The following is a 21,396-nucleotide window of genomic DNA, read 5'->3' as shown; positions in this document are numbered from 1 at the left end:
GATCCCGCGATTGAGGAGTAAAGCAGAATGGCAATTGGCATCGGCATGGACGCCGCATTGGAAATCGCGGATCGGGTAGAGCGGTTCGTTCGCGAGGAAGTGATCCCTTACGAAAGCGATCCGCGCCGTGACGATCACGGCGCGCCGCTTGACGAGATGGTCATGGAAATGCGCGAGAAGGCGCGCGCGGCGGGCGTGTTGACGCCGCATATCCTGGCCGATGGGCGCCACCTCAGCCAGCGCGAGACGGCGGTCGTGCTGATCCGCTCAGGGCTTTCGCCGCTGGGCATGCTGGCCGTGAACACGCAGGCGCCGGACGAAGGCAACATGTACCTGCTCGGCAAGGTCGGTAGTCCTGAATTGAAGGAGCGCTTCCTCAAGCCGCTGGTATCGGGCGAGGCGCGTTCGGCGTTCTTCATGACCGAGCCGGCAGAGACCGGCGGGGCGGGCTCCGACCCTTCGATGATGCAGACGACCTGCCGCCGCGATGGCAATCACTGGGTAATCAACGGCCGCAAGGCGTTCATCACCGGCGCCAAGGGCGCCAAGGTCGGCATCGTCATGGCCAAGGACGAGGAGGGCGGGGCATGCATGTTCCTCGTCGACCTGCCGGACCCGACGATCGAGATCGTGCGCGTGCCCAATACCATCGACAGCAACATGCCGGGCGGCCATGCGGTGATCGACATCAAGGACCTTCGCGTGTCGGCGGACCAGATGCTGGGCGAGCCGGGCGAGGGCTTCAAGTATGCGCAGGTGCGCCTGAGCCCGGCTCGGCTTTCGCACTGCATGCGTTGGCTGGGTGGGTGCATCCGCGCTCAGGAGATCGCCTCGGACTACGCCAACCGTCGCATGGCGTTCGGCAAGCAACTGATCGATCACGAAGGCGTCGGCTTCATGCTGGCCGAGAACATGATCGACCTGAAGCAGGCTGAACTGATGATCGACTGGTGCGCAGGCGTGCTCGATACCGGCTCGCTCGGTACTGTCGAAAGCTCGATGGCCAAGGTTGCAGTGTCCGAGGCGTTGATGCGCGTGGCGGACAAGTGCGTGCAGGTGATGGGTGGAACGGGCGTGACGACTGATACGATCGTCGAGCAGATGTTCCGCGAAGTGCGAGCGTTCCGCATCTATGACGGCCCGACAGAGGTTCACAAGTGGAGCCTTGCCAAGAAGATCCGCCGCGATTGGCGTCATGCGCAGGCAGGAGCGGCGCACTGATGAGCGGCACGGCGCAGGAGGCAAACGCGGGCACCACCCCGGTACGTGAGGGCTATCGCTTCGACGAGGCGGCGCTTGCGAAGTGGATGGAAGCCAATGTCGAGGGGTTCTCGGGGCCTCTTGAGGTGGAGCAGTTCAAGGGCGGGCAATCGAACCCGACCTACAAGCTGATCACGCCTGCCCGTGCCTATGTGCTGCGCCGCAAGCCACCTGGACCAGTGTTGAAAGGGGCGCACGCGGTCGAGCGGGAGGCGAAGGTGCTCTCGGCGCTCGGGTCTGTTGGCTTTCCGGTGGCGCATGTCCATGGGTTGTGCACCGATGAAAGCGTCATCGGCAGCTGGTTCTACGTGATGGAGATGGTCGAGGGCCGCATCTTCTGGGATGCGACTTTTCCTGATGTTTCCCGCGAGGAGCGTCCGGCCTATTTCGACGCTATGAACGCAACGATCGCGCAGTTGCACTCGATCGATCACGAAGCGGTGGGGCTGGGTGACTATGGCAAACCCGGCAACTACTTCGCGCGGCAGGTCGGCCGCTGGTCGAAGCAGTACCTCGAGGACGAACTTGCCGGCCGCGATCCGAACATGGATGCGCTGGTCGAGTGGTTGCCGACCGCCATTCCCGAAGGCGACGAGACAAGTGTCGTTCACGGCGACTTTCGCTGCGACAACATGATCTTTCACCCCACAGAGCCCCGCGTGATTGCCGTGCTCGACTGGGAGCTTTCGACGTTGGGGCATCCGCTGGCCGACTTTGCCTATCACGCGATGATGTACCACATGCCGCCGAACATCGTGGCCGGGCTGGAAGGGGCGGATCTGACTGCGTTGAATATCCCCAGCGAGGCCGAATACGTCGCTGCCTATTGCCGTCGGACAGGGCGAGACTCGATTGCCTCGTGGGATTTCTACGTGGCCTTCAACTATTTCCGGCTCGCCGCGATCTTCCATGGCATCAAGGGGCGCTACCTTCGGGGCACTGCCGCATCGGCGCATGCCAGGGACCGCGCAGAGGCATTTCCCGTTCTTGCGCGGCTGGCGAGGGAGGCCATGGCGCGCTGCCAGTAAGTGATTGGTTCGAATCCGAACCTTAACAGTTCTTGGTGATTTGCCAGCCGCGACGATTTTTGTGTCTGCCGAACGCGCGTTGCGTTTCGTCGTTTTGGCGAGGGAACTTGCCGCCGATTCGGCGACGGTAGGATACCGCGAGGCAGGCTCAAAAGTGCGCAGGCACTGGACTTGGCGATACTGCCAAAGTGGATGCGATTGATTCTGTCGGCGCTAGTGCGTCGGCATGCTGCAGCGCGAAGGCGTGGCCTGACTAACTGTCAGAGAGGTAAGTAAATCTCCGCGGCAAGCGTCTGCATCTGTCTCCACCCTGGTTTCCGGTTGTTCATTTCCGGTGCAATCTTCCCTTTCTGCGGGCGAATTCGCGGTTAGGAGTTGCCTGACAACAGGGTCCGTCAGGTTGTGCGGGGCAACAGGAACAGTCTACGCCATGCAAGTAGCAGCCAAGCCACTAGTCGAAGTCTTCGAAGCCTTGTCGACTGCGCTCGACGAACTCGACACGCACGGTGAAGCCATGGCCGCGCTCCATCTCGCCATGGCAGTGGAATGCCTCGCCCACAGGCTGGAGGACGACGTTCCGCAGGCTCCGCTGAAGCCCCGACCTGTTCTTCGCCTCATCAAGAACGACTGAGCCACCAAGGGCGCGTTGTCGAACAACGGTTGAACCTCGCCGCGAACTGTCGCGCGCTCGCGCCAATTCGTCGCAACTGCATTGTCTATCTTTGCGATAGAGATAATCGGTCCTGACGGCGCCAATTGCGCAACAGCCTCCTGCATCGACAAAAGGAAAGCTTTGCGCCGCAACAGACGAGGTTTAATGTCTACTAAAAAACTTGAGTATAGAAGCTGGGCAACGGCGGCGAGTCGCCGGACACTGCGCAAGAAAGGGGTATTGCAATCATGCGAGCACAATCGACGGGCACCCTTCGCGCTAACAGGATCGAACGGGGAATGACCGAACCGACCAAATCAGGGGCTGGCAATCAGGGTGAATCCGAAAGCCATCTCGAGGAAAGCATTGCCAGCGTGCGCGAAGCCCTGACCGGGCTGCGTTATGGGGCCGTGCAACTGACCGTCCACGAAGGACGTGTCGTCCAGATCGACGTGACCGAGAAGCGACGGCTCAAGCCGAACTGATCGTCCCACGCATCCAATACCAAAAACACACAGAACTACCGCACCGCTGACCGGACAACCGGAAGCATCGTTCGGGAACACATGAGGTCCTACGATGAATTTCCGCGTCCTTCTCGCGGGTGGCGTTGCGCCGCTCGCCCTGGCTTCGCACGGCGTCTACGCTGCCGAAGCGCCTGCCACCACCACCGCTGCAGTGCCCGCGCCCGAGGACGCCCAGACGACTTCCGTCGGCACGGGGGCCAGAGACAGCGGCGAGATCGTCGTCACAGCGCGTCGGCGCCAAGAAACGGCGCAGGACGTCCCGTTGGCGATCTCCGTCGTCGGCGGCGAGCATATCGACAATACCGGCGCCTTTAACGTCGGCCGTTTGCAGCAGTTGACGCCAACGCTGCAGTTCTACTCCTCGAACCCGCGCAACACCGCGGTGAACATTCGCGGCCTTGGCGCGCCGTTCGGCCTGACCAACGATGGCATCGAGCAGGGCGTCGGCATCTACATCGACGACGTCTATAACGCGCGCGTTGCCTCGGCGACGTTCGATTTTCTCGACGTGAAGCAGATCGAGGTCCTGCGCGGGCCGCAGGGCACGCTTTATGGCAAGAACACGACGGCCGGTGCGATCAACATCACCACCAACCAGCCGACCTTCGACTTCGAAGGCAAGGCTGAAGTCAGCATCGGCAACCTGAACTTCGTGCAGGCGAAGGCTGCCGTCTCTGGGCCAGTCACGGATACGCTGGCGGCGCGCCTGGCGGTGTCATCGACCAACCGCCGCGGCACGATCTATAATGTGACCTCCAAGCAGTGGATACAGGGGCAGGACAACCTTGGTCTTCGGGGCCAGTTGCTGTTCAAGCCTACCGAAGCGCTGAGCATCACGCTGGCTGGTGATTACAGCGAACAGGACGCCGCCTGCTGCGGTTCGGTCTATGTCCGGACAGGGACGACGCAGCGTGCTGCCAACCGCCAGTTTACAGCGCTTGCGGCGGCACAGGGCTACACCGTGCCAAGCGCCAATCCCTATGACCGGTTGACCGATCTGGACGCCACACTGCAGGCTGGCAACAAGATCGGCGGCGTGTCGCTCAAGGCCAAGTGGGACATCGGGCCGGGCACGCTGACTTCGGTCACGGCGTGGCGCTTCTGGGACTGGAAGCCACAGAACGACCGTGATTTTACCGGCCTGCCGATTGTCACCAAGTCGCAGAACCCTTCCCAGCAGGACCAGTACACGCAGGAATTGCGCTACAACTACAGCTCCGACCGCCTCGATTTCGTGCTTGGTGCCTTCGGGTTCTACCAGCGTATCGACACGCAGGGCACAGAGCAGCATGGCAGCGCATCGACGAAATGGAACCTTGCGCCGAGCAACGCCCTTTACAACTCGGACGTGCTGAACGGGCTGACCGCGCTCAACACGCAGTATCTCAAGAATACCAGCGTGGCGGTTTACGGGCAGGCGAGCTGGAAGGTGACGCCCGAGCTGACGCTGCAGCCGGGCGTGCGCGTGAATTACGACAAAAAGGACGGCTTCTACCAGCGGCGGGTGTTCACGGCCTCGGGCAGCGAAATCCTGATCGACGGCACGACCACTCCGGTGAAGACGGCGCAGCTGGGCATCTTCACCCCCCAGACGATCTCGCCCAAGTTCAGCGACTGGAACTTCAGTTACGACTTCACCGCCAGCTACAAGGTTGCGCCGGGCATCCTGTTCTACGCGACTTATGCCAAAACCTTCAAATCGGGCGGCATCAACCAGAACGGCGTGCCGACGGATGCGGCAAACAACCCGATTCTGGGCGCGGCCACGGTCAAGCCGGAATCGGTGCAGCACTACGAAGCGGGTCTCAAGACCGAGTTCTGGGACCGTCGTGCGATCCTCAACCTCTCGGCCTACCGCACGGACATCAAGGACTATCAGGCCAACGTTAACAATGGCCAGTTCGGGGTTCTGCGCGGCTATCTCGCCAATGCCGGTGCGGTGCGCTCGCAGGGTATCGAGGCCGACTTCTCAGTCCGGCCGAGCGAGCGCTTCAATGCCTACGTCAATGGGGCCTACACCGACGCCACGTACCGCAAGTTCGTCGATGCGCCGTGCCCGCCGGAGCTCTCGGGCGGCGCCACCAGCCCGGCCAATTGCGACATCTCCGGTCAGCGCCTGCCCGGCGTGTCGAAGTGGTCGCTGTCGTTCGGGCTCGAAGCCAATGCACCGGTCACCTTCCTCGAGGAGGATGGGCAAGTCTACTTCGGCTATGACGGGAGCTACCGGTCGAACTTCTCGTCGAACCCGACGCCTTCGATCTACACCTGGGTCGATGGCTATTCGCTGTCGAACTTCCGCGCCGGTTTCCGCACCGACAGCGGCTTCGACCTTTATGGCTGGGTACGCAATGCGTTCGATCAGAACTACATCGACCAGCTCTTCGTCGGCCCCGGCAATACCGGCTTGATCGCGGGCCTTCCGGGCGATCCGCGCACTTGGGGCGTCACCTTGCGCAAGAGCTTCTGAGGCTGAACCACCCCGCAGCGCATGCGGTACTCAAAGGCCGGTGGAGCGATCCACCGGCCTCTTTTCGTATCCTCAGTTGTTGCCGCCGATGAAATCACCCAGTTCGCCCAGGATCGAGCCTTCGCCGCGGTTCTGGCCGCCGCGGGAGCCGGCGGCGGCAAGCATCCGTCCGGCAAGCCGGGAGAAGGGCAGGGACTGGATCCAGACCTTGCCGGGACCGCGCAGGCGCGCGAAGAACAGCCCTTCGCCGCCGAACAGGACGGACTTCACGCCGCCTGCAGTTACCAGGTCGAAGTCAATGCCCGGCGTGTAAGCGGCAAGGCAGCCGGTATCGACGTGGAGTTCTTCGCCAGGGCGCAGTTCCTTTTCCACCAGCGTACCGCCCATCTGGACGAAGACCCAGCCGTCGCCATCAAGCTTCTGCATGATGAAGCCTTCGCCGCCGAACAGGCCGGTCATCACGCGGCGTTGGAAGGCAACGCCGATCGAAACACCGCGCGCGGCGGCGAGGAAGCTGTCCTTCTGGCAAATCAGCGTGCCGCCCACGTCCGACAGCTTGATCGGCAGGATGGCGCCCGGCGTGGGCGAGGCGAAAGCAACGCGGGCCTTGCCGTGGCCGTTGTGGGTGAACACTGTCGTGAACAGGCTCTCTCCTGTGACCAGTCGCTTGCCCGCACCGAGCAGCTTGCCCATGAAGCCGCCCTGCTGATCGGCGCTGCCATCGCCGAACACGGTGGTCATTCCGACTGAGCCGTCCTTCCAGACGAGGGCACCAGCTTCGGCGACAGCGCTTTCGCCGGGATCGAGTTCGATCTCGAGGAACTGCAATTCCTGCCCCTTGATTTCGAAATCGATGTCGTCGGCAATGCTTGCGCTGCGGTGATGGGCCCACGGACTATTGGACATTGAGGTCTCCCAAGGATTGATGCGCGCAGATGTAGCAATCCACTGCGCCGATACGAGGGGGCATATCATGTCTTCGTCGGCGCTGTTATGACGCTTGTCGGATCGAGGGGTATTTTCACTATGACGACGCTGCGGCCCGAACGGTATTCTGCGCTTGCCATCATCCTGCACTGGGCGATCGCCCTGTTGCTGCTGTTCCAGATCGGGCTTGGCTGGGCCTTGGAAGACTTGCCCAAGGGCGCGGTGCAGTTTTCGGGATACCAGTTCCACAAGTCGGTCGGCATCGCGATCCTGTTGTTGAGCCTTTTGCGGCTGCTGGTGCGACTGTTCAAGGTGCGACCCTTGCCGGTGCAGGATGGCAAGGCGCAGATGTTGGTCGCGTCCGTCGTGCACGTCCTGCTTTATGCAGTAATGATCGTCGGGCCGCTGACCGGGTGGATCATCGTTTCGACGGCCAAGGTGCGGTTGCAGACGATGCTGTTCGGCAAGGTGCCTTGGCCGGACCTTCCCGTCGGACAGGCCTGGCATGAACCTGCCGAAGTGCTGCACGGTGCCTTGGGCACGGTCGGCATGGCGCTGATCGTGCTGCACGTAGCCGGCGCGTTGTACCACCACTTCAAGCGCGAGGACGTGATTGGCCGGATGCTGCCGGCGGCGATCCGCTCGCACGGCGCGATAGGCGCCGCCGGATTTGCGGCAATCGCTCTTGGTGCCGGAGCGCTGATCTGCGGCCTGTTCCTGTCGTTTTCGGGTAACAAGTCTCCGGCTGCTGCTTCGCCGAGCGAAATAGCTTCCGAGACTGCTGCAGAGGTTCCGGGCGAAGATCCATCGGCGCCGGCGAGTTCAGAACCCGCCGTTGCCGAGAGCGCGGCAGCGACAGCTGCCAAGGCCAATCCGTGGAAACTGGAGAAGGGTGGGCGCCTTGGCTTTGCCGCAGAATACAGCGGCGAGGCGATCAACGGATCGTTCTCGCGCTGGGATGCGACGATCATCTTCGATCCCGAGGACCTGCCGGGATCATCGATCCGGGCGACGATCGACCTCGCCTCGGTCGATAGCGGCGATAGCCAGCGCGACGATATGCTGCGCAGTGACAGCTTCTTAGGCGTTGGTGCACACCCCACGGCGCAGTTCGTTTCCACGAACATTCGGGAGATGGGCGAAGGCCGCTATGTCGCCAATGGAACGCTTTCGCTGCATGGACAACGCAAGCCGCTGGCACTGCGGTTCGCCCTCAAGATCAGCGGCGACAAGGCAACCGCCACCGGCAACGCGACCTTGCAGCGTCTGTCCTTTGGGGTCGGTGAATCCGAATGGTCTGCGACGGATCAGTTGAAGGATGCGGTAAGTGTCAGCTTCAACATCAAGGCGACGCGGCAGGCCCCGTGATGGCACCAGTGTGGCGCAGACCGGCGAAGAAGAACTCGGAATAGGCGCGCGCCCACTCCTCGTTGGCGCGGTCGTCGATTTCCTTGATTGAGCCCGTGAAACGGGCGTGGCCCAGCAGACCTTCCAACCAGAAGCGAGCAGCCAGTCCGGGATCGGCCAGTTCGAGGTTTTGCACGTGCGCAGCTTCGCGGATTTCTTCCGAGATGCTGACAAGGGCATCGGCATACATCGCCTGGCGGTAGTTCACTTCTTCATTGCCGAATTCCTGGTCGCACCAGTCGACCAGTCGCTCCATCATCCGGCCTTCCGCCGAATGGAGCACGCGCATTATCGCGGCGGCGCGAATGCAGAACGCGTCGACGACGGGCAGCCCAGCGCCCAGCTTCATGATCTCGAGCCGACGCTCGATGGTCTTGTGAGCCAGCAACGCTTCGAGAAACTCGCGTTTGCCGGCAAAGCGTGTGTAAATCGTGGCCTTGCCAATATGCGCATGACGCGCGACGCGATCAAAGGTGAAGGCTTCGAAGCCATGGTCCCGCAGGACCTCCCAACCGGCTTCAAGGATTCGCGCAGGAAGACGTTGCGCTTCCTCCAGCGACGGACGACCGCGCTTCGTGGCGGTCCTACTACCCGAAAGATCAGTGGACGGTGAGTTGCTGTTCTGCGAAGGCGGCGAGGGCGGCAGTGTCATGCGGTTGATCCCGCTCGCACAGCCGTTCGGCCATTGCTTCGGCGATCCGGTTGTGAACCGGGCAGGACATCTCCAGTCCTTCGCGATAGGCCTGCCAGAAGCGGAGGCCCGCATCGGTAATCCAGCGCATCTTTCCCACTTTCTCGCCTTTGCGGCGTATCTGTTGGATAAAGTGCCTCAGCCATGGCTGGAGTCAATATACTATAAAATGGGCGAATCCGTTTCATTTATCCGCTCCTGACCCTGCTGAACCGGCGGTCCAGCCAAGCCCAAGCGCCTTTTCTACCGCGATAAATCCGGTCGTCAGTTCGGCGCGAGCGGCGGCAGCGGACATTGCCAACTGCAACGCCTGCCGCTCTGCATCAAGACGGTCGGGCCTGCCAATGGTCCCGGCCTGCAAGCGTTGCTGCTGCAGCTCAACGTTCTTGCGCGCCCGACCTTCCGCATCAAGCGCCTTGCCGAAAGCGACGCGCTGTGCGCCAAAGCGCGCAAGCGAACCTTCGGCATCCTGAAGCGCCGTCAGCACTGTTCTGCGGTAATTCGCTTCGGCTTCAGCATAGGCGCCTTTGGCTGCTTCAACCTGGCGGTTGGCGCGCCCGCCATCGAAGAGGTTCCACTTGATCTGGGGAAGGGCGATGCCGACGATGTTGGCGGGGTCGAAGATGTCGCCGATGTTCTGGCCGCCAAGACCCAGCAGCCCGAGGAACGAGATCTTCGGGAACTTGTCGGCAATCTTCACGCCAACATCGGCATTGGCGGCCGCCAACTGGCGCTCGGCCATGCGAATGTCGGGGCGGCTGCGCAACAGGTTGGCGGGGTCACCAATGGCCACTTTGGCAGGAGGCAGCGGCACCGCGGCCGGAGTTTCCAGCAGGGTGTCGAGCGCACCGGGCTCCTTGCCCGTAAGCACTGCAATCTGGTCCATCAGAACGGCAATCTCGGCGCGGGACTTGGCAACGTCGGCCTCGCTGGCGAAAGCTTGCGCTTCTGCAGCGTTGACGGGCTGTTGCGGGATCGTCCCGGCGGCAAAGCGCTGTTGCGCCAAGGAGACCAGTTCCCGGTCTATGCCCACCTGCCGGTCTTGCAGCGCCAGCATCGACTGCCGCGCCCGCAGGCCGACATAGGCACGCGCAATTTCGGCCGAGAGGGTTACGCGGGCATCGGCAGCACCTGCTTCAGCGGCTTCTGCACGCGCCGAGGCAGCCTCCACCTTGCGCCTGGTGCCGCCGAACAGGTCTATTTCCCACGAGGCGTCAAAGCCGAGATTATAGGCGTTGATCTCGTCTCGCCCGCCGCCGTTTCCGGCAATGTTGCCCGGAACGTTGAGATAGGGAGCGGCAAAGGACGTGTTCACCGTCGGCAGCGCAGCTGTGCGGTTGGCAGCAAGAGCTGCCCTCGATTGGGCGATGCGGGCATTCGCCGCGGCGATGCCGGGACTGCCTTCAAGAGCCGAGGCGACCAACTGGTTCAGAACGGGGTCGCCCAGGCTCTCCCACCACCGCGACGAAGGCGTGGCCTGCGGCATGGCCTCTCCGGCACGGACGAACGTGCCGCGCGAGGCCGCTGCCGGAGCGACTTCTGGAGCACCTTTGTAGTCGGGACCTACGGTCGCACAGCCAGCGAGCAACGCCGCAAGGATCGTGGCGCTGCCGATGCGGCGATAGGAAAGCGAGGCAGTCATCAGTGTGCGGCCTTTGCGTGGTAGCCCTTGGGAAGCGGGCGCAGAAGAAGAACGAGCGGGGAAACGAGCAGGATGCCCAGCGTCAGGGCCATGAAATCATCGTTGAAAGCCATGACCAGTGCATCGCGCAGGATCATGCCGTCGAGCGACCGGAACGCCGCCGCCATTCCGTCGGGGCCGCCGCCATAGCTCATCGCCTGCTGGCTGACCCAGTCCTGGACGTTGAGGTTGTTCGCGCCGAGGGCGCTGTGCAGCGTCCAGCGATGGAACTCCCAGCGCTGATCCTGCAACGTGGCGAGGAGGGCGAGCCCGACCGAACCACCGAGGTTGCGCGCTGCGTTGAACAGGCCCGCTGCGTCACCGGCGTCTTCACGCGCCACGGAACTGATCGCCGCCTGATTGAGGAACATCATGCAGAACACGGTGCCAAGGCCACGCATCAGCTGCGTCTCGACGAAATCGCCGCCGCGCGATTGCGCGGTTAGCGTCACGTCGAGGTAACAGGACATCGCCAGCAGAGCGACCCCGGTTCCGACGATCACTCGCAGATCGACGCGGGAAATCAGGATCGGAAACAGCGGCATCATCAGCATCGCCGGGATGCCGGATATGAAAACGATGCGTCCTGCCTGCATGGCGTTGTAATCGGCAATCGCGGCAAGGAACTGCGGGATGACGTAGGCGGTGCCGAACATCACCGCACCGAGCACGAACGCCAGCACGAATACCGCGGCGAAGGATCGCTTGCGCAGGAGGGCCAGCTTGATGACCGGGCGCTTTGCCTTGAACTGGCCGATGGCGATGAAGATGAAGCCGAGCAGCGTGACTGCGCTCAGTTTCCAGATCAGGGCGGATTCGAACCACTGCTCGCGATGGCCTTCCTCGAGCACCACCGTGACGCCGCCGAGACCGAGGATCAGGCCGATCACGCCGAACCAGTCGGCGTTGACGAGTTCGCCCAATTGCATCTTGCCCTTTGGCAGACCGACCAGCAGCAGGGTGATCAGGATCAGGCTGATCGGCACGTTGACGAAGAAGGCATAGTGCCAACTGAACGTCTCGGTCAGCCAGCCACCCACCAGGGGCCCGAGAACCGGGCCCATGATGACGGTCAGGCCGAACAGGGCCGTGCCCACCGGTTGCTGGTTGGGTGGCAGGCGCGTGGCAATGATGGTCAGGGCGGTCGGGATCATCGCACCCGCAGTGAAGCCTTGTCCGACACGACCAAGGATCATCATGGTGAGCGAAGACGAAAGTCCGCACATCACTGAAAAGCCCGTGAACAGGATCGCCGCGATCAGCAGGAAGCGGCGCAGGCCGAATACACGCTCAAGCCAACCCGTAAGTGGAATGATGATGATTTCTGCCACGAGATAAGCGGTGGCGATCCAGGTGCCTTCGCTCGACGAAGCGCCGATCTCACCCTGGATCGTGGGCAGGGAGGCGTTGACGATGGAGATGTCGAGCGTTGCCATCAGCGAGCCGATGGCGCCTGCGGCCACCGCCAACCAAGCCGTGATGTCGGCCTTTTCGCCGCTGCCGGCGGGCGGCGGCATTGCCGCCTCATCGATGGTTGCCGACTGGCTCACTTCGACGCGACCCGATCCTGTTCGTTGCGGATCGTCTCGATTGCCGACTTTGCCGAACGGGTGTCGACTTCGACCGAGAGCGAAAGGCCAGGGACCAGCACCTTGCGTGATTCAGGACCGGCGTTGATGCGGATGCGCACTGGCACGCGCTGGACGATCTTGGTGAAGTTGCCAGTCGCGTTCTGCGGCGGGATCAGTGAGAAATTGGCGCCAGTGCCGGGCGTGATGCTCTCAACCGTGCCATGGAAATCGACATCGGGGAGGGCATCGACGTGGACCGTGACGGGCTGTCCCGGACGCATCAGGCCGATCTGCGTTTCCTTGAAATTGGCTTCGACGTAGATCGCCTCGGTCGGCACGATCGTCATCAGGCGCTGGCCAGGTTGCACGAACTGGCCGATGCGCACGGTGGAGTTGCCGATCTTGCCACCGATCGGGGCGACAATGCGGGTCGTCGCCAGATCAGTGCTGGCAGCCTCGCGCTGGGCTTGCGCTGCCTTGATCTGCGCTGCGCTCTGCCCGGCCTGGGCACGAGCGCTGGTAACGCGATCATTCGCGGCCGAAAGCCCGGCCTGTTTTGCTGCAACGTCTGCCGCCGCCTTGTCCCGGTTGGCAATGAGCTGGTCGAACGCCTGCTTTGGTTCTGCGCCGCTCGCAACAAGCGGCCGCATCCGGGCAACTTCGCCGTTCAGGTAAGCGAGTTCGCGCTGGGACGCCTGCAGCGCGGCGCGGGCCTGGCCTACCGCGGACTGTGCTTCCTGGATGGCCGCGACAGAGGCTGTTTCGGTAGCGCGGGCGACGTCTACCTGCGCGCTGCTCTGTGCAAGACGGGTGTTGTAATCGGTCGGATCGATCTGGACCAGCAACGCGCCTTGTTCGACCGCCTGATTGTCGCTCACTGCAACGCGGCGCACGTAACCGCCGAGCTTGGAGCTGATCGTGACGCCGTCGGCTTTCACGTAGGCGTCTTCCGTATCCTGCATGAACTTGCCGACAGTCTCGTAATCGTAGAGCGCGTAAGCCCCATAGAGCGCACCGACAACCAGCGCGCCGACCGCGACTCGGCCAATGAATTTCTTGCGGCCAGAGCTGCTTTCCGAAGTTGAAGCGGTGGGGCTGGTATCGGTGGAGACGGCCATTGAGAAATCCATCCAGGAAATTGAACGAAATCGTTCCGTTGCGAATTGCCACTTGGTTCAGTCGCGCAAGGATTTCAAGTGCGGAAATTGCGGCACATAGTGCAAAAACTGCATCCGGCTGCGGCAACGCCGCCGAGACTCAAGCGTTCCTAGGCATTCGGCGGACCTTGCACTTTGGGTCAGATATTGCCGAGAGATCTCGAAACTACCGTCAAAGCCCGGTCATTGATCGACGCAATAAATCAAACAGGGCGAATTTGCTCATTGGAAAAATCCTGAGCCATGCCCTACCTCGCCATTCGTATCCCGGTTCACCAATCCACAACGAGAAGGATTTGAGTCTATGTCGATCGTCGGAACCAAGCTGAAGCCGTTCCAGGCAACCGCTTTCCACCAGGGCAAGTTTGTCGACGTCAGCGACGCGGACGTGCTCGGCAAGTGGGGCGTGTTCTTCTTCTACCCGGCCGACTTCACCTTCGTCTGCCCGACCGAACTGGAAGACCTCGCCGACATCTATGGCGAACTCCAGGGCCTCGGCGTCGAAGTCTACTCGGTCTCGACCGACACGCACTTCAGCCACAAGGCATGGCACGAGACCTCGCCGGCCGTCGGCAAGATCAACTACTTCATGCTGGGCGACCAGAACCACACGATCTCGAACAACTTCGGCATCCTGCGCGAAGGCGTCGGTCTTGCTGACCGCGGCACCTTCGTGACCGATCCGGACGGCACCATCCAGCTGGTCGAGATCACCCCAGAGGGCGTGGGCCGCAACGCTGCGGAACTGCTACGCAAGATCAAGGCTGCCAAGTACTGGCGTGAGAACCCCGGCCAGGTCTGCCCGGCCAAGTGGGAAGAAGGCGCCGAAACGCTGGCTCCCTCGATCGACCTCGTCGGCAAGATCTGATTGTTCTGGCAGGGCGTTCGCCGCGTGGGGTTGAACGTCCTGCCATAGCCACCGGACGGGCCGTGCCGCTTCTGGGCGGTCCGCCGGTTCCACGATCCCGATCAAATTCGAATTGATCTCCCGTGCGCCGACCATTCGGTGACGCGCGGTCAGTATTGTCCAAAGGAAATGACCATGCCCGTTCTTGACGCCGCCACCACTGCCCAGCTCAAGGCCTATCTCGGCAACCTGCGCCGTCCGATCGAGCTGGTCGCCACCCTTGACGACAGCGCCAAGTCTGCCGAGCTGCGCAGCCTTGTCGAGGAAATCGCCGCGCAGTCGGACAGGGTCGCCGCACGCTTCGACGGGGCTGACGAGCGGGTGCCCAGCTTCGCCATCCGGGCAGACGAGGGCAGGGCGGAAGCCGTCTTCGCTGGCCTGCCGATGGGCCATGAATTCACCTCGCTGATCCTCGCGCTGCTCCATGTTGGCGGGCACCCGCCGAAGGAAGACGCCGAGCTTCTCGACCAGGTGCGCGAGCTTGACGGTCCGCTGCACTTCGAGACGTTCTTCTCGCTGACCTGCCAGAACTGCCCTGACGTGGTGCAGGCCCTCAACATCATGGCGGCACTCAATCCCAACGTGACTCACGTCGCCATCGACGGCGCGCTGTTCAAGGAGGAAGTCGAGCGTCGCCAGATCATGGCCGTGCCGACCGTTTTCCTGAACGGCCAACCGTTCGGTTCAGGCCGCATGGACCTTGCACAGATCGTCGCCAAGCTCGATACCAATGCTTCTGCCCGCGCCGCCGAGAAGATTGCCGCCAAGGAGCCGTTCGACGTGCTCGTCGTCGGCGGTGGTCCGGCTGGCGCTGCTGCTGCGATCTATGCTGCACGCAAGGGCATCCGGACCGGCGTCGTCGCGGAGCGCTTCGGTGGGCAGGTGCTCGACACCATGGGTATCGAGAACTTCATCTCGGTCCAGCACACCGAAGGGCCGAAGCTTGCCGCCCAGCTGGAAAGCCACGTCAAGGAATACGAGGTCGACGTGATGAACCTGCAGAAGGCGACGGCGCTGGTTCCCGGCACCGAGGGCGGGCTGCATGAAGTCAAGCTGGAGAACGGCGCCAGCCTCAAAGCCAAGACGTTGATCCTCTCCACCGGCGCGCGCTGGCGGCAGATGGGCGTTCCCGGCGAGGACGAGTATCGCAACAAGGGCGTGGCCTATTGCCCGCACTGCGATGGTCCGCTGTTCAAGGGCAAGCGCACGGCGGTGATCGGGGGGGGCAACTCGGGCGTCGAAGCGGCGATCGACCTTGCCGGCATCGTTGCCCACGTCACGCTGATCGAGTTTGACAGCCAGCTTCGTGCCGACGCCGTACTGCAGTCCAAGCTGCGGTCGCTGCCCAACGTGACGATCGTGACATCAGCGCTGACCACCGAGGTACTGGGAGACGGCGCAAAGGTCACCGGATTGGTCTACCAAGACCGTACGAGCGAGGAAATGCACACGGTCGAACTCGAAGGTATCTTCGTGCAGATCGGCCTTGTGCCCAATACGGAATGGATCAAGGGCGCAATCGATCTTTCGGCGCGCGGAGAAATCGAAGTCGATGCCCGTGGTGCAACCAGCGTGCCCGGGATTTTCGCAGCGGGTGACGCTACCACCGTCCCCTACAAGCAGATCATCATCGCCATGGGCGAAGGTTCCAAAGCTGCGCTTTCTGCTTTCGACTACATGATCCGACAGGGGTAAGCATAACCCTCGGTTACCGAAGGGCTTTCCCCTTTTTGCCCGACGGGTCGCAGAGGCGGCGGCGCAAGCGATTGCGTCGCCGCTTTTTCTGTCTTTGGGGCGTTGTCTGATGTGCATCGCTTCCCTAACGTGTATGTGTCTTGCGCTGTCAATGTGCGGGTGGGAGAGTTTGATGTCGCGTTCGTTCACGTCACTTCGTGTAGGTTCAGCAATCTTGCCAGCCCTTGTGGCGGCCATGCTGGTCCACCAGCCAGCCCGCGCGGGCGAGACCTATCGCGATCTCAATCACAACGGTCGACAGGACGTCTACGAGAACCCGGCAGCCCCTACGGCTCGTCGCGTTGACGATCTGCTGCGGCAGATGACCCTGGAAGAGAAGGTTGCCCTCATGCTCCATGGCACGCTGGCTGCCGAGAAGGGGTCCGGGATCGGGGTAGGGACGGCCTACGACAAGTCGGCAGCGCAAGCGCAGCTTGCTCGAGGCGTGAACAGTGCGATCACCCGCCTGTCGCCCGATGCCAGATCCTTTGCTGAAGAGAACAATGCCATCCAGCGCCTCGCCGAGGCAACGCGGCTCGGCATCCCTGTCACGATCAGCACCGATCCACGCAACCACTTCCAGGTGACAGTTGGCGTCAGTTCGGCGTCCGGTGGGTTTTCGCAATGGCCAGAGACGCTAGGGATGGCTGCAATCGGCGACGAGAAACTGGTCGAGCGATTTGGTCGGCTCGTTGCCGCCGAGTACCGGGCAGTCGGCATCCACATGGCCTTGAGTCCGCAGGCCGATCTCTACACTGAGCCGCGCTGGCCACGCGGCGTGGCAACCTTTGGCTCTGACGCTGCGACGGTTTCCCGCCTTGCCGGCGCCTATGTGCGCGGTTTTCAGGGTAGCCCCAAGGGGCTTGTCCGCTCTGGCGTCGCCACTGTGGTCAAGCACTGGGTCGGCTATGGCGCTGAGCCGGAAGGCTTCGACGGGCACAATTACTATGGCCGCATCGCCCGCCTTGATAACGAAAGTTTTGCCCAGCACGTGGCAGCATTCGACGGTGCGTTGGCCGCAAACTCCGCGGGCGTCATGCCGACTTACGTGATCGCCAACGGTGTCAGCATCGCCGGCAAGCCTTTGCCCCAGGTCGGCGCTGGCTTCAGCAAACCGCTGATCGAAGGTCTTCTGCGCAAGACAAAGAACTTCGGTGGCATCGTGATTTCCGACTGGGGGATCACCAACACCTGTATGGAACCTTGCAAGTCGCCAACTGCGGAAAAGCCGCAAGGCTACAATATCGCGATGCCCTGGGGCGTTGAGGATCTTTCCGAGGAAGACCGCTATGCGATGGGCGCCAATGCCGGGATCGACCAGTTCGGCGGCGTCGACAATCCAGCGCCGCTGCTTGCAGCAGTGAAGCACGGCAAGGTCAGCCTTGCCCGTGTCGACGAAGCAGCGCGGCGCGTGCTAAAGCTCAAGTTCGAACTTGGCCTGTTTGACAACCCTTACGTCGATGTTGGGCAAGCCGGGAAGGTTGTCGGAGATCCGGCGACACAGGCCGAAGCTGACAAGGCGCAGCGTGCCGCGCAGGTCCTGCTTGAAAACAGGAATGCATTGCTTCCCCTGGCACCGGGGCGCAAGGTCTGGCTGTCTGGCGTTAACGCCGAGGCGGCGCGCGCTGGCGGGCTGACGGTTGTGGATACGCTCGATCAGGCCGACGTCGCGCTGGTCCGTGTCGCTACGCCGTTCGAGGTGCTTCACCCCAACCACTTCTTCGGCTCGCGCCAGCATGAGGGCAGGCTCGATTTCCGTGCTGACGATGAAGCAACGAAACTGGTTGAGAAAGCGTCCGCCAAAGTGCCCACGATCGTGGCGGTGGACCTGGATCGCCCTGCCGTACTGACTGCATTCAAGGACAAGGCCGCGGCGATCTACGGGTTGTTTGGAGCTAGTGATGCCGTGCTCGTCGATCTCGTGACCGGCAAGGCGAAGTCGCAGGGGCGCCTGCCGTTCGAACTGCCATCATCGGCAAAGGCGGTCGAAGAGCAGCATCCGGGACGGCCCGACGACAGTGTCGCGCCGCTTTACAAGCGCGGCGATGGCATCGTCCTGCCGTAAAAGGCGCTGAAGGCGGGGGAAATCACAAGGTCACGGCCTTGCCGACTCTTCCTGCCTTCGCCAGAGCGACAGGCGTGAGCGCATCAATCGTCATCGGCGCCGACCGGTCCGGCGCGTCTGTCAGGATCGACGTCGAGGAACTTCTTGCCACCCGCCTGCTCGTGCAGGGCAACAGCGGGTCGGGCAAGTCGCATCTGCTGCGCCGTTTGCTGGAAGAGAGCGCGAGCATCGTCCAGCAGGTAGTGATCGACCCGGAGGGCGATTTCGTTACTCTGGCTGAACCCTTCGGCCACGTCGTCGTTGATGGATCGGCCTATGATGGCCCGGAAATCGCCAAGCTTGCCGCACGCATTCGCAAGCACCGCGCCTCGGTGATTCTCGCGCTGGACGGGTTGGAACTCGAAGCGCAGATGCGGTGTGCAGCCGTTTTCCTGAACACCCTGTTCGATGCCCCGCGCGACGAGTGGTACCCGGCGCTGGTGGTGGTTGACGAGGCGCAGATGTTCGCGCCGGCCGCCGCGGGTGATGTTACCGACGAAGTACGCCGCCTCAGCCTCTCGGCAATGACCAACCTGATGTGCCGGGGGCGCAAGCGCGGGCTGGCGGGTGTTATCGCCACCCAGCGCCTCGCCAAGCTGGCCAAGAACGTTGCCGCCGAAGCATCAAACTTCCTGATGGGGCGCACTTTCCTCGATATCGACATGGCGCGTGCGGCCGACCTCCTCGGCATGGAGCGGCGCGAGGCCGAAAAGATCCGCGACCTCGAACGAGGACATTTTCTGGGCCTTGGCCCTGCGATTGCCCGGCGTCCGGTCAGCGTGCGCATTGCCGATGTCCAGACCCGCGCGCGCAACGTGGTGCAGGGACTGATGCCGCTCCCCAACGCAGCTGGCGCGGAGATGGAATCGATCCTGCTGTCCGAGCCGCTGGCGATGGAACCGCCGCCTCGTGCTCCCGAACCGGATGCGCCGCCGCCGGAAAGCGGCGAGTTGCTCGAGCAGATCGAAGGGTACGTGCCGGCCGCCGAGCAGGTCGAGCCACCTGAGGCGCCCAGCCTGTTCGAGGCGGAGGAAACCGCGGCGAGCATCGCCTCGATCCTGGCGGAGATGGCGGCGGAGCCCGACTGCACATTCCAGCCTGCGTCGCAGCTTTATCAGGACTTCACCGTCCGCTGCCGGATGTTGCGCATTCTGCCTGGCATGGACCTCGGTGCGTTCCGCCGCCGTTTCGCCATGGCGGTTGCCGGCATCCATGACGACAAGGCCGCGCAGTGGCAGGATCTTCTGCGCATTGGCAAGGACGTGCCTGACGATCTGCTCGCGCCGTTCCTGACACTCGCCCGCGCGGCCGTTGAAGGTGCACCATGCCCGGATGACGAGCGTCTCGCCGAAATCTACGGCACGCGCTCATCAGGTCGCATCCGCCGTCTGCTGGAGCATCTCGAGAAGGGTAACCTCATCGTGGTCCGAACCGACTATGGCGGCAGGCGCTCGGTGGGCATCCCGGCGCTCGGCAAGACCACGGCACCAGTCGAGGCCTGAGACTGCCTTACTCCACCGTGTAGAAGTCGATCACCACGCCATCAGGCTTGCGGATGCCGCGCGCTACGAAGACCTTGCGCCGCAACCAGTCGTACGCTCCGGGCTTGACCGAGAAGCGCGGCGTCGTGCGGAAATAGTAGGCGGATGAGTCTACCGCTTCGCCTTTGGCGAGCTTCTCGATCACCTCGGGCGTGGCCGTGCGAACGCCGGGGTTGGTCACTTCGATCACGGTCCCATCGGCAGCCTTCAGGAAGTAGCGTGCTTCGATCGAGGTCAGTCCGCCGGGCAGGATCGCCTGCCAATCGCCGCCGCCCGGGAGCACTTCCCCGCTCAGCGCCGGGCCGCTGACCGTGCCGCCGGTTATGGCAATGAAGCGCTTGCGGGCCGTGTCCACCTCACCCTGCTCCACGGGAGGCGCGAGTGTTGCGGTTACGGTAAAGGCATAAGTCAGTGAAGGTGCAGGTGCGCTAGGGCCACTTTGCCCGAATGCCACCGAGGTCGACAGCGCTGCTACGATAACTGCCAAATAGACCTTGCCCGACATAGACGCTCTCCCAATGTTGCGGCCCAAGTGGTCAATTCTGGAGGATATGTCGAGGGCGCAGCGGCGTCTCCACGTGCTCGGGACGCATTGTGGCTGCAAAAAGGCTTTGCAGAATTAGTATGCTTTACTAATGGACGGAACCGACCGCCGCGCGATACCGCCAGCATTTCAAGCAGACCATAAGCGGGTGCGTGCAAGCGTGAGAAGGGAAATCAGTGGCAACGGCAGAGATCAGCAGACAATCGGTCGTACCCGATCTTGATCTCGATGATCTGGATTCCGTGCTCGGCCTGCATATCGGCACGGTCAACACACTGTTCGTGACTCGCCTCGAGAAGCGTCTCGATCCCATGAGCGTGACCCCCAAGCAGGTTGCCATTCTCTGGCTGGTGAACGCCAATCCGGGCGTGAAGCAAACCGACCTTTCCAAGTTCTTCCAGATCGAGCGGCCGACAGTCCACCAGTTCGTCCGTCAGCTGATCAAGAACAACTTTGTGGTGAATGAGCCCTCGAAGCTCGATCGTCGTGCCGGCGGCTTGTGGCTTACAGACGAAGGGCGCGAGGTCTTGTCGCGCGCCCGTCAGGCGATTGCCGAACACGAGACGGAATTGACTTCGGCCCTGACGGGGAAGGAAAAGTCCGAACTGTTCCGCATCCTCATGAAGCTTTATCTTTCGGCGCCAGCCAAGGATTGACCGTTCAGCAGCGGGACATACCTTGTCAGGCATAATGCCATGATGACCAAAGGATTCCGCTTCATGAAGCCAGTCGCCCTTATCGCCGCCGCTACGCTGGCCGTCGCCGGCAGTGCGATGGCCCAACAGTCATCGGGCGACCCGGTGAGGGGCAAGTCCGTGTATGCCCGTTGCGCCGCCTGTCACGACCTGAACACTGGCGCGACGCGTCTTGGCCCGTCGCTCAAGGGCGTGGTTGGCCGCACGTCTGGCACAATGCCGAATTTCAATTATTCCGAAGCGCTCAAGGACAAGGCGGTTGTCTGGAATGCGCAGACGCTGGACGCTTTTCTTGGTGGTCCGGCGAAGTTTGCACCCGGCAATCGCATGGCTTTTCCTCCGCTGACCAACCCGCAGGACCGAGCCGATCTGATTGCATTCCTGGAGCAGTCAGCACGCTAATTGACGGCCTGGATAGCAACGAGCCTCGCACTCGCCGGTGCGGGGCTTTTTTGTGCCCGGCGCTCAAACAATCACAAACGATCATTCTTGATCGTTTTTGC

General features: G+C 62.4%; 19 protein-coding genes. 12 read left to right on the top strand and 7 right to left on the bottom strand.

Features of this window, described 5'->3' with window-relative positions:
- Positions 1 to 27: 27 nt before the first annotated feature.
- The 5 genes from HGI46_RS13255 (at position 28) to HGI46_RS13235 (ending at position 5,934) form a co-directional block, all read left to right on the top strand.
- On the top strand, positions 28 to 1,221 hold the full coding sequence (locus HGI46_RS13255; protein WP_168904585.1) for an acyl-CoA dehydrogenase: 1,194 nt from the start codon (positions 28 to 30) through the stop codon (positions 1,219 to 1,221).
- Positions 1,221 to 2,288, top strand: a complete 1,068-nt coding sequence (locus tag HGI46_RS13250) for a phosphotransferase (RefSeq protein ID WP_168904584.1) — start codon at positions 1,221 to 1,223, stop codon at positions 2,286 to 2,288. The genes HGI46_RS13255 and HGI46_RS13250 overlap by 1 nt, the downstream gene beginning before the upstream one ends.
- A gap of 430 nt (positions 2,289 to 2,718) precedes the next feature.
- Entirely contained in the window at positions 2,719 to 2,919 is a 201-nt protein-coding gene (locus HGI46_RS13245) for a hypothetical protein (RefSeq protein WP_118073622.1), read from the top strand.
- 320 nt (positions 2,920 to 3,239) lie between these two features.
- Positions 3,240 to 3,425 carry a YezD family protein gene (locus HGI46_RS13240; RefSeq protein ID WP_118073623.1) on the top strand — a complete coding sequence of 62 codons (186 nt, stop codon included), beginning with the start codon at positions 3,240 to 3,242 and terminating at the stop codon, positions 3,423 to 3,425.
- A gap of 94 nt (positions 3,426 to 3,519) precedes the next feature.
- Entirely contained in the window at positions 3,520 to 5,934 is a 2,415-nt protein-coding gene (locus tag HGI46_RS13235) for a TonB-dependent receptor (protein ID WP_168904583.1), read from the top strand.
- A 72-nt stretch (positions 5,935 to 6,006) separates the two neighbouring features.
- Here HGI46_RS13235 and HGI46_RS13230 read toward each other — a convergent pair whose 3' ends face one another.
- Complete coding sequence (locus HGI46_RS13230; RefSeq protein WP_118073624.1) at positions 6,007 to 6,840, bottom strand: TIGR00266 family protein; 834 nt, start codon at positions 6,838 to 6,840, stop codon at positions 6,007 to 6,009.
- Between the two features lie 120 nt (positions 6,841 to 6,960).
- Here HGI46_RS13230 and HGI46_RS13225 point away from each other — a divergent pair, with 120 nt between their 5' ends.
- On the top strand, positions 6,961 to 8,229 hold the full coding sequence (locus HGI46_RS13225; protein ID WP_168904582.1) for a YceI family protein: 1,269 nt from the start codon (positions 6,961 to 6,963) through the stop codon (positions 8,227 to 8,229).
- On the opposite strand, the gene HGI46_RS13220 is transcribed toward HGI46_RS13225, so the two are convergent.
- The 5 genes from HGI46_RS13220 to HGI46_RS13200 all read right to left on the bottom strand — a co-directional run bounded on the left by HGI46_RS13220 (position 8,204) and on the right by HGI46_RS13200 (position 13,329).
- Positions 8,204 to 8,920, bottom strand: coding sequence for a TetR/AcrR family transcriptional regulator (locus HGI46_RS13220; protein WP_118073626.1), 717 nt, complete (start codon positions 8,918 to 8,920; stop codon positions 8,204 to 8,206). The two genes, HGI46_RS13225 and HGI46_RS13220, sit on opposite strands and share 26 nt — an antisense overlap.
- Entirely contained in the window at positions 8,868 to 9,059 is a 192-nt protein-coding gene (locus HGI46_RS13215; RefSeq protein ID WP_162896010.1) for a hypothetical protein, read from the bottom strand. The genes HGI46_RS13220 and HGI46_RS13215 overlap by 53 nt, the downstream gene beginning before the upstream one ends.
- Positions 9,060 to 9,143: 84 nt before the next feature.
- Positions 9,144 to 10,601 carry an efflux transporter outer membrane subunit gene (locus tag HGI46_RS13210; RefSeq protein WP_168904581.1) on the bottom strand — a complete coding sequence of 486 codons (1,458 nt, stop codon included), beginning with the start codon at positions 10,599 to 10,601 and terminating at the stop codon, positions 9,144 to 9,146.
- Positions 10,601 to 12,157 (bottom strand): DHA2 family efflux MFS transporter permease subunit, encoded by a 1,557-nt coding sequence (locus HGI46_RS13205; RefSeq protein ID WP_168904732.1) that lies wholly within the window; start codon positions 12,155 to 12,157, stop codon positions 10,601 to 10,603. Before HGI46_RS13205 ends, HGI46_RS13210 begins: the two co-directional genes overlap by 1 nt.
- A gap of 29 nt (positions 12,158 to 12,186) precedes the next feature.
- Positions 12,187 to 13,329, bottom strand: coding sequence for an HlyD family secretion protein (locus HGI46_RS13200; RefSeq protein WP_168904580.1), 1,143 nt, complete (start codon positions 13,327 to 13,329; stop codon positions 12,187 to 12,189).
- Between the two features lie 343 nt (positions 13,330 to 13,672).
- On the opposite strand from HGI46_RS13200, the gene ahpC reads away from it, so the two are divergent.
- The 4 genes from ahpC to HGI46_RS13180 all read left to right on the top strand — a co-directional run bounded on the left by ahpC (position 13,673) and on the right by HGI46_RS13180 (position 19,615).
- On the top strand, positions 13,673 to 14,236 hold the full coding sequence (gene ahpC, locus HGI46_RS13195; RefSeq protein ID WP_118073629.1) for an alkyl hydroperoxide reductase subunit C: 564 nt from the start codon (positions 13,673 to 13,675) through the stop codon (positions 14,234 to 14,236).
- 174 nt (positions 14,237 to 14,410) lie between these two features.
- Positions 14,411 to 15,970 (top strand): alkyl hydroperoxide reductase subunit F, encoded by a 1,560-nt coding sequence (ahpF, locus tag HGI46_RS13190; protein WP_168904579.1) that lies wholly within the window; start codon positions 14,411 to 14,413, stop codon positions 15,968 to 15,970.
- A 172-nt stretch (positions 15,971 to 16,142) separates the two neighbouring features.
- Positions 16,143 to 18,074, top strand: coding sequence for a glycoside hydrolase family 3 N-terminal domain-containing protein (locus HGI46_RS13185; RefSeq protein WP_240946755.1), 1,932 nt, complete (start codon positions 16,143 to 16,145; stop codon positions 18,072 to 18,074).
- A 74-nt stretch (positions 18,075 to 18,148) separates the two neighbouring features.
- Positions 18,149 to 19,615 (top strand): ATP-binding protein, encoded by a 1,467-nt coding sequence (locus HGI46_RS13180; protein WP_168904578.1) that lies wholly within the window; start codon positions 18,149 to 18,151, stop codon positions 19,613 to 19,615.
- Between the two features lie 7 nt (positions 19,616 to 19,622).
- Here the strand turns inward: HGI46_RS13180 and HGI46_RS13175 are convergent, their stop codons facing one another.
- Positions 19,623 to 20,159 (bottom strand): DUF3237 domain-containing protein, encoded by a 537-nt coding sequence (locus HGI46_RS13175; RefSeq protein WP_168904577.1) that lies wholly within the window; start codon positions 20,157 to 20,159, stop codon positions 19,623 to 19,625.
- Positions 20,160 to 20,374: 215 nt separating this feature from the next.
- Here HGI46_RS13175 and HGI46_RS13170 point away from each other — a divergent pair, with 215 nt between their 5' ends.
- Together HGI46_RS13170 and HGI46_RS13165 are read left to right on the top strand one after the other, a co-directional pair.
- Positions 20,375 to 20,854 (top strand): MarR family winged helix-turn-helix transcriptional regulator, encoded by a 480-nt coding sequence (locus tag HGI46_RS13170; protein WP_118073632.1) that lies wholly within the window; start codon positions 20,375 to 20,377, stop codon positions 20,852 to 20,854.
- A 63-nt stretch (positions 20,855 to 20,917) separates the two neighbouring features.
- Positions 20,918 to 21,295 (top strand): cytochrome c family protein, encoded by a 378-nt coding sequence (locus HGI46_RS13165; protein WP_168904576.1) that lies wholly within the window; start codon positions 20,918 to 20,920, stop codon positions 21,293 to 21,295.
- Positions 21,296 to 21,396 lie beyond the last annotated feature (101 nt).

The sequence above is a fragment of the Novosphingobium sp. ERW19 genome (assembly GCF_012641315.1).
Lineage (GTDB): Bacteria > Pseudomonadota > Alphaproteobacteria > Sphingomonadales > Sphingomonadaceae > Novosphingobium.
Note: the sequence above shows the minus strand (reverse complement) of the source record. Positions and strands in the feature narration are given on the sequence as shown.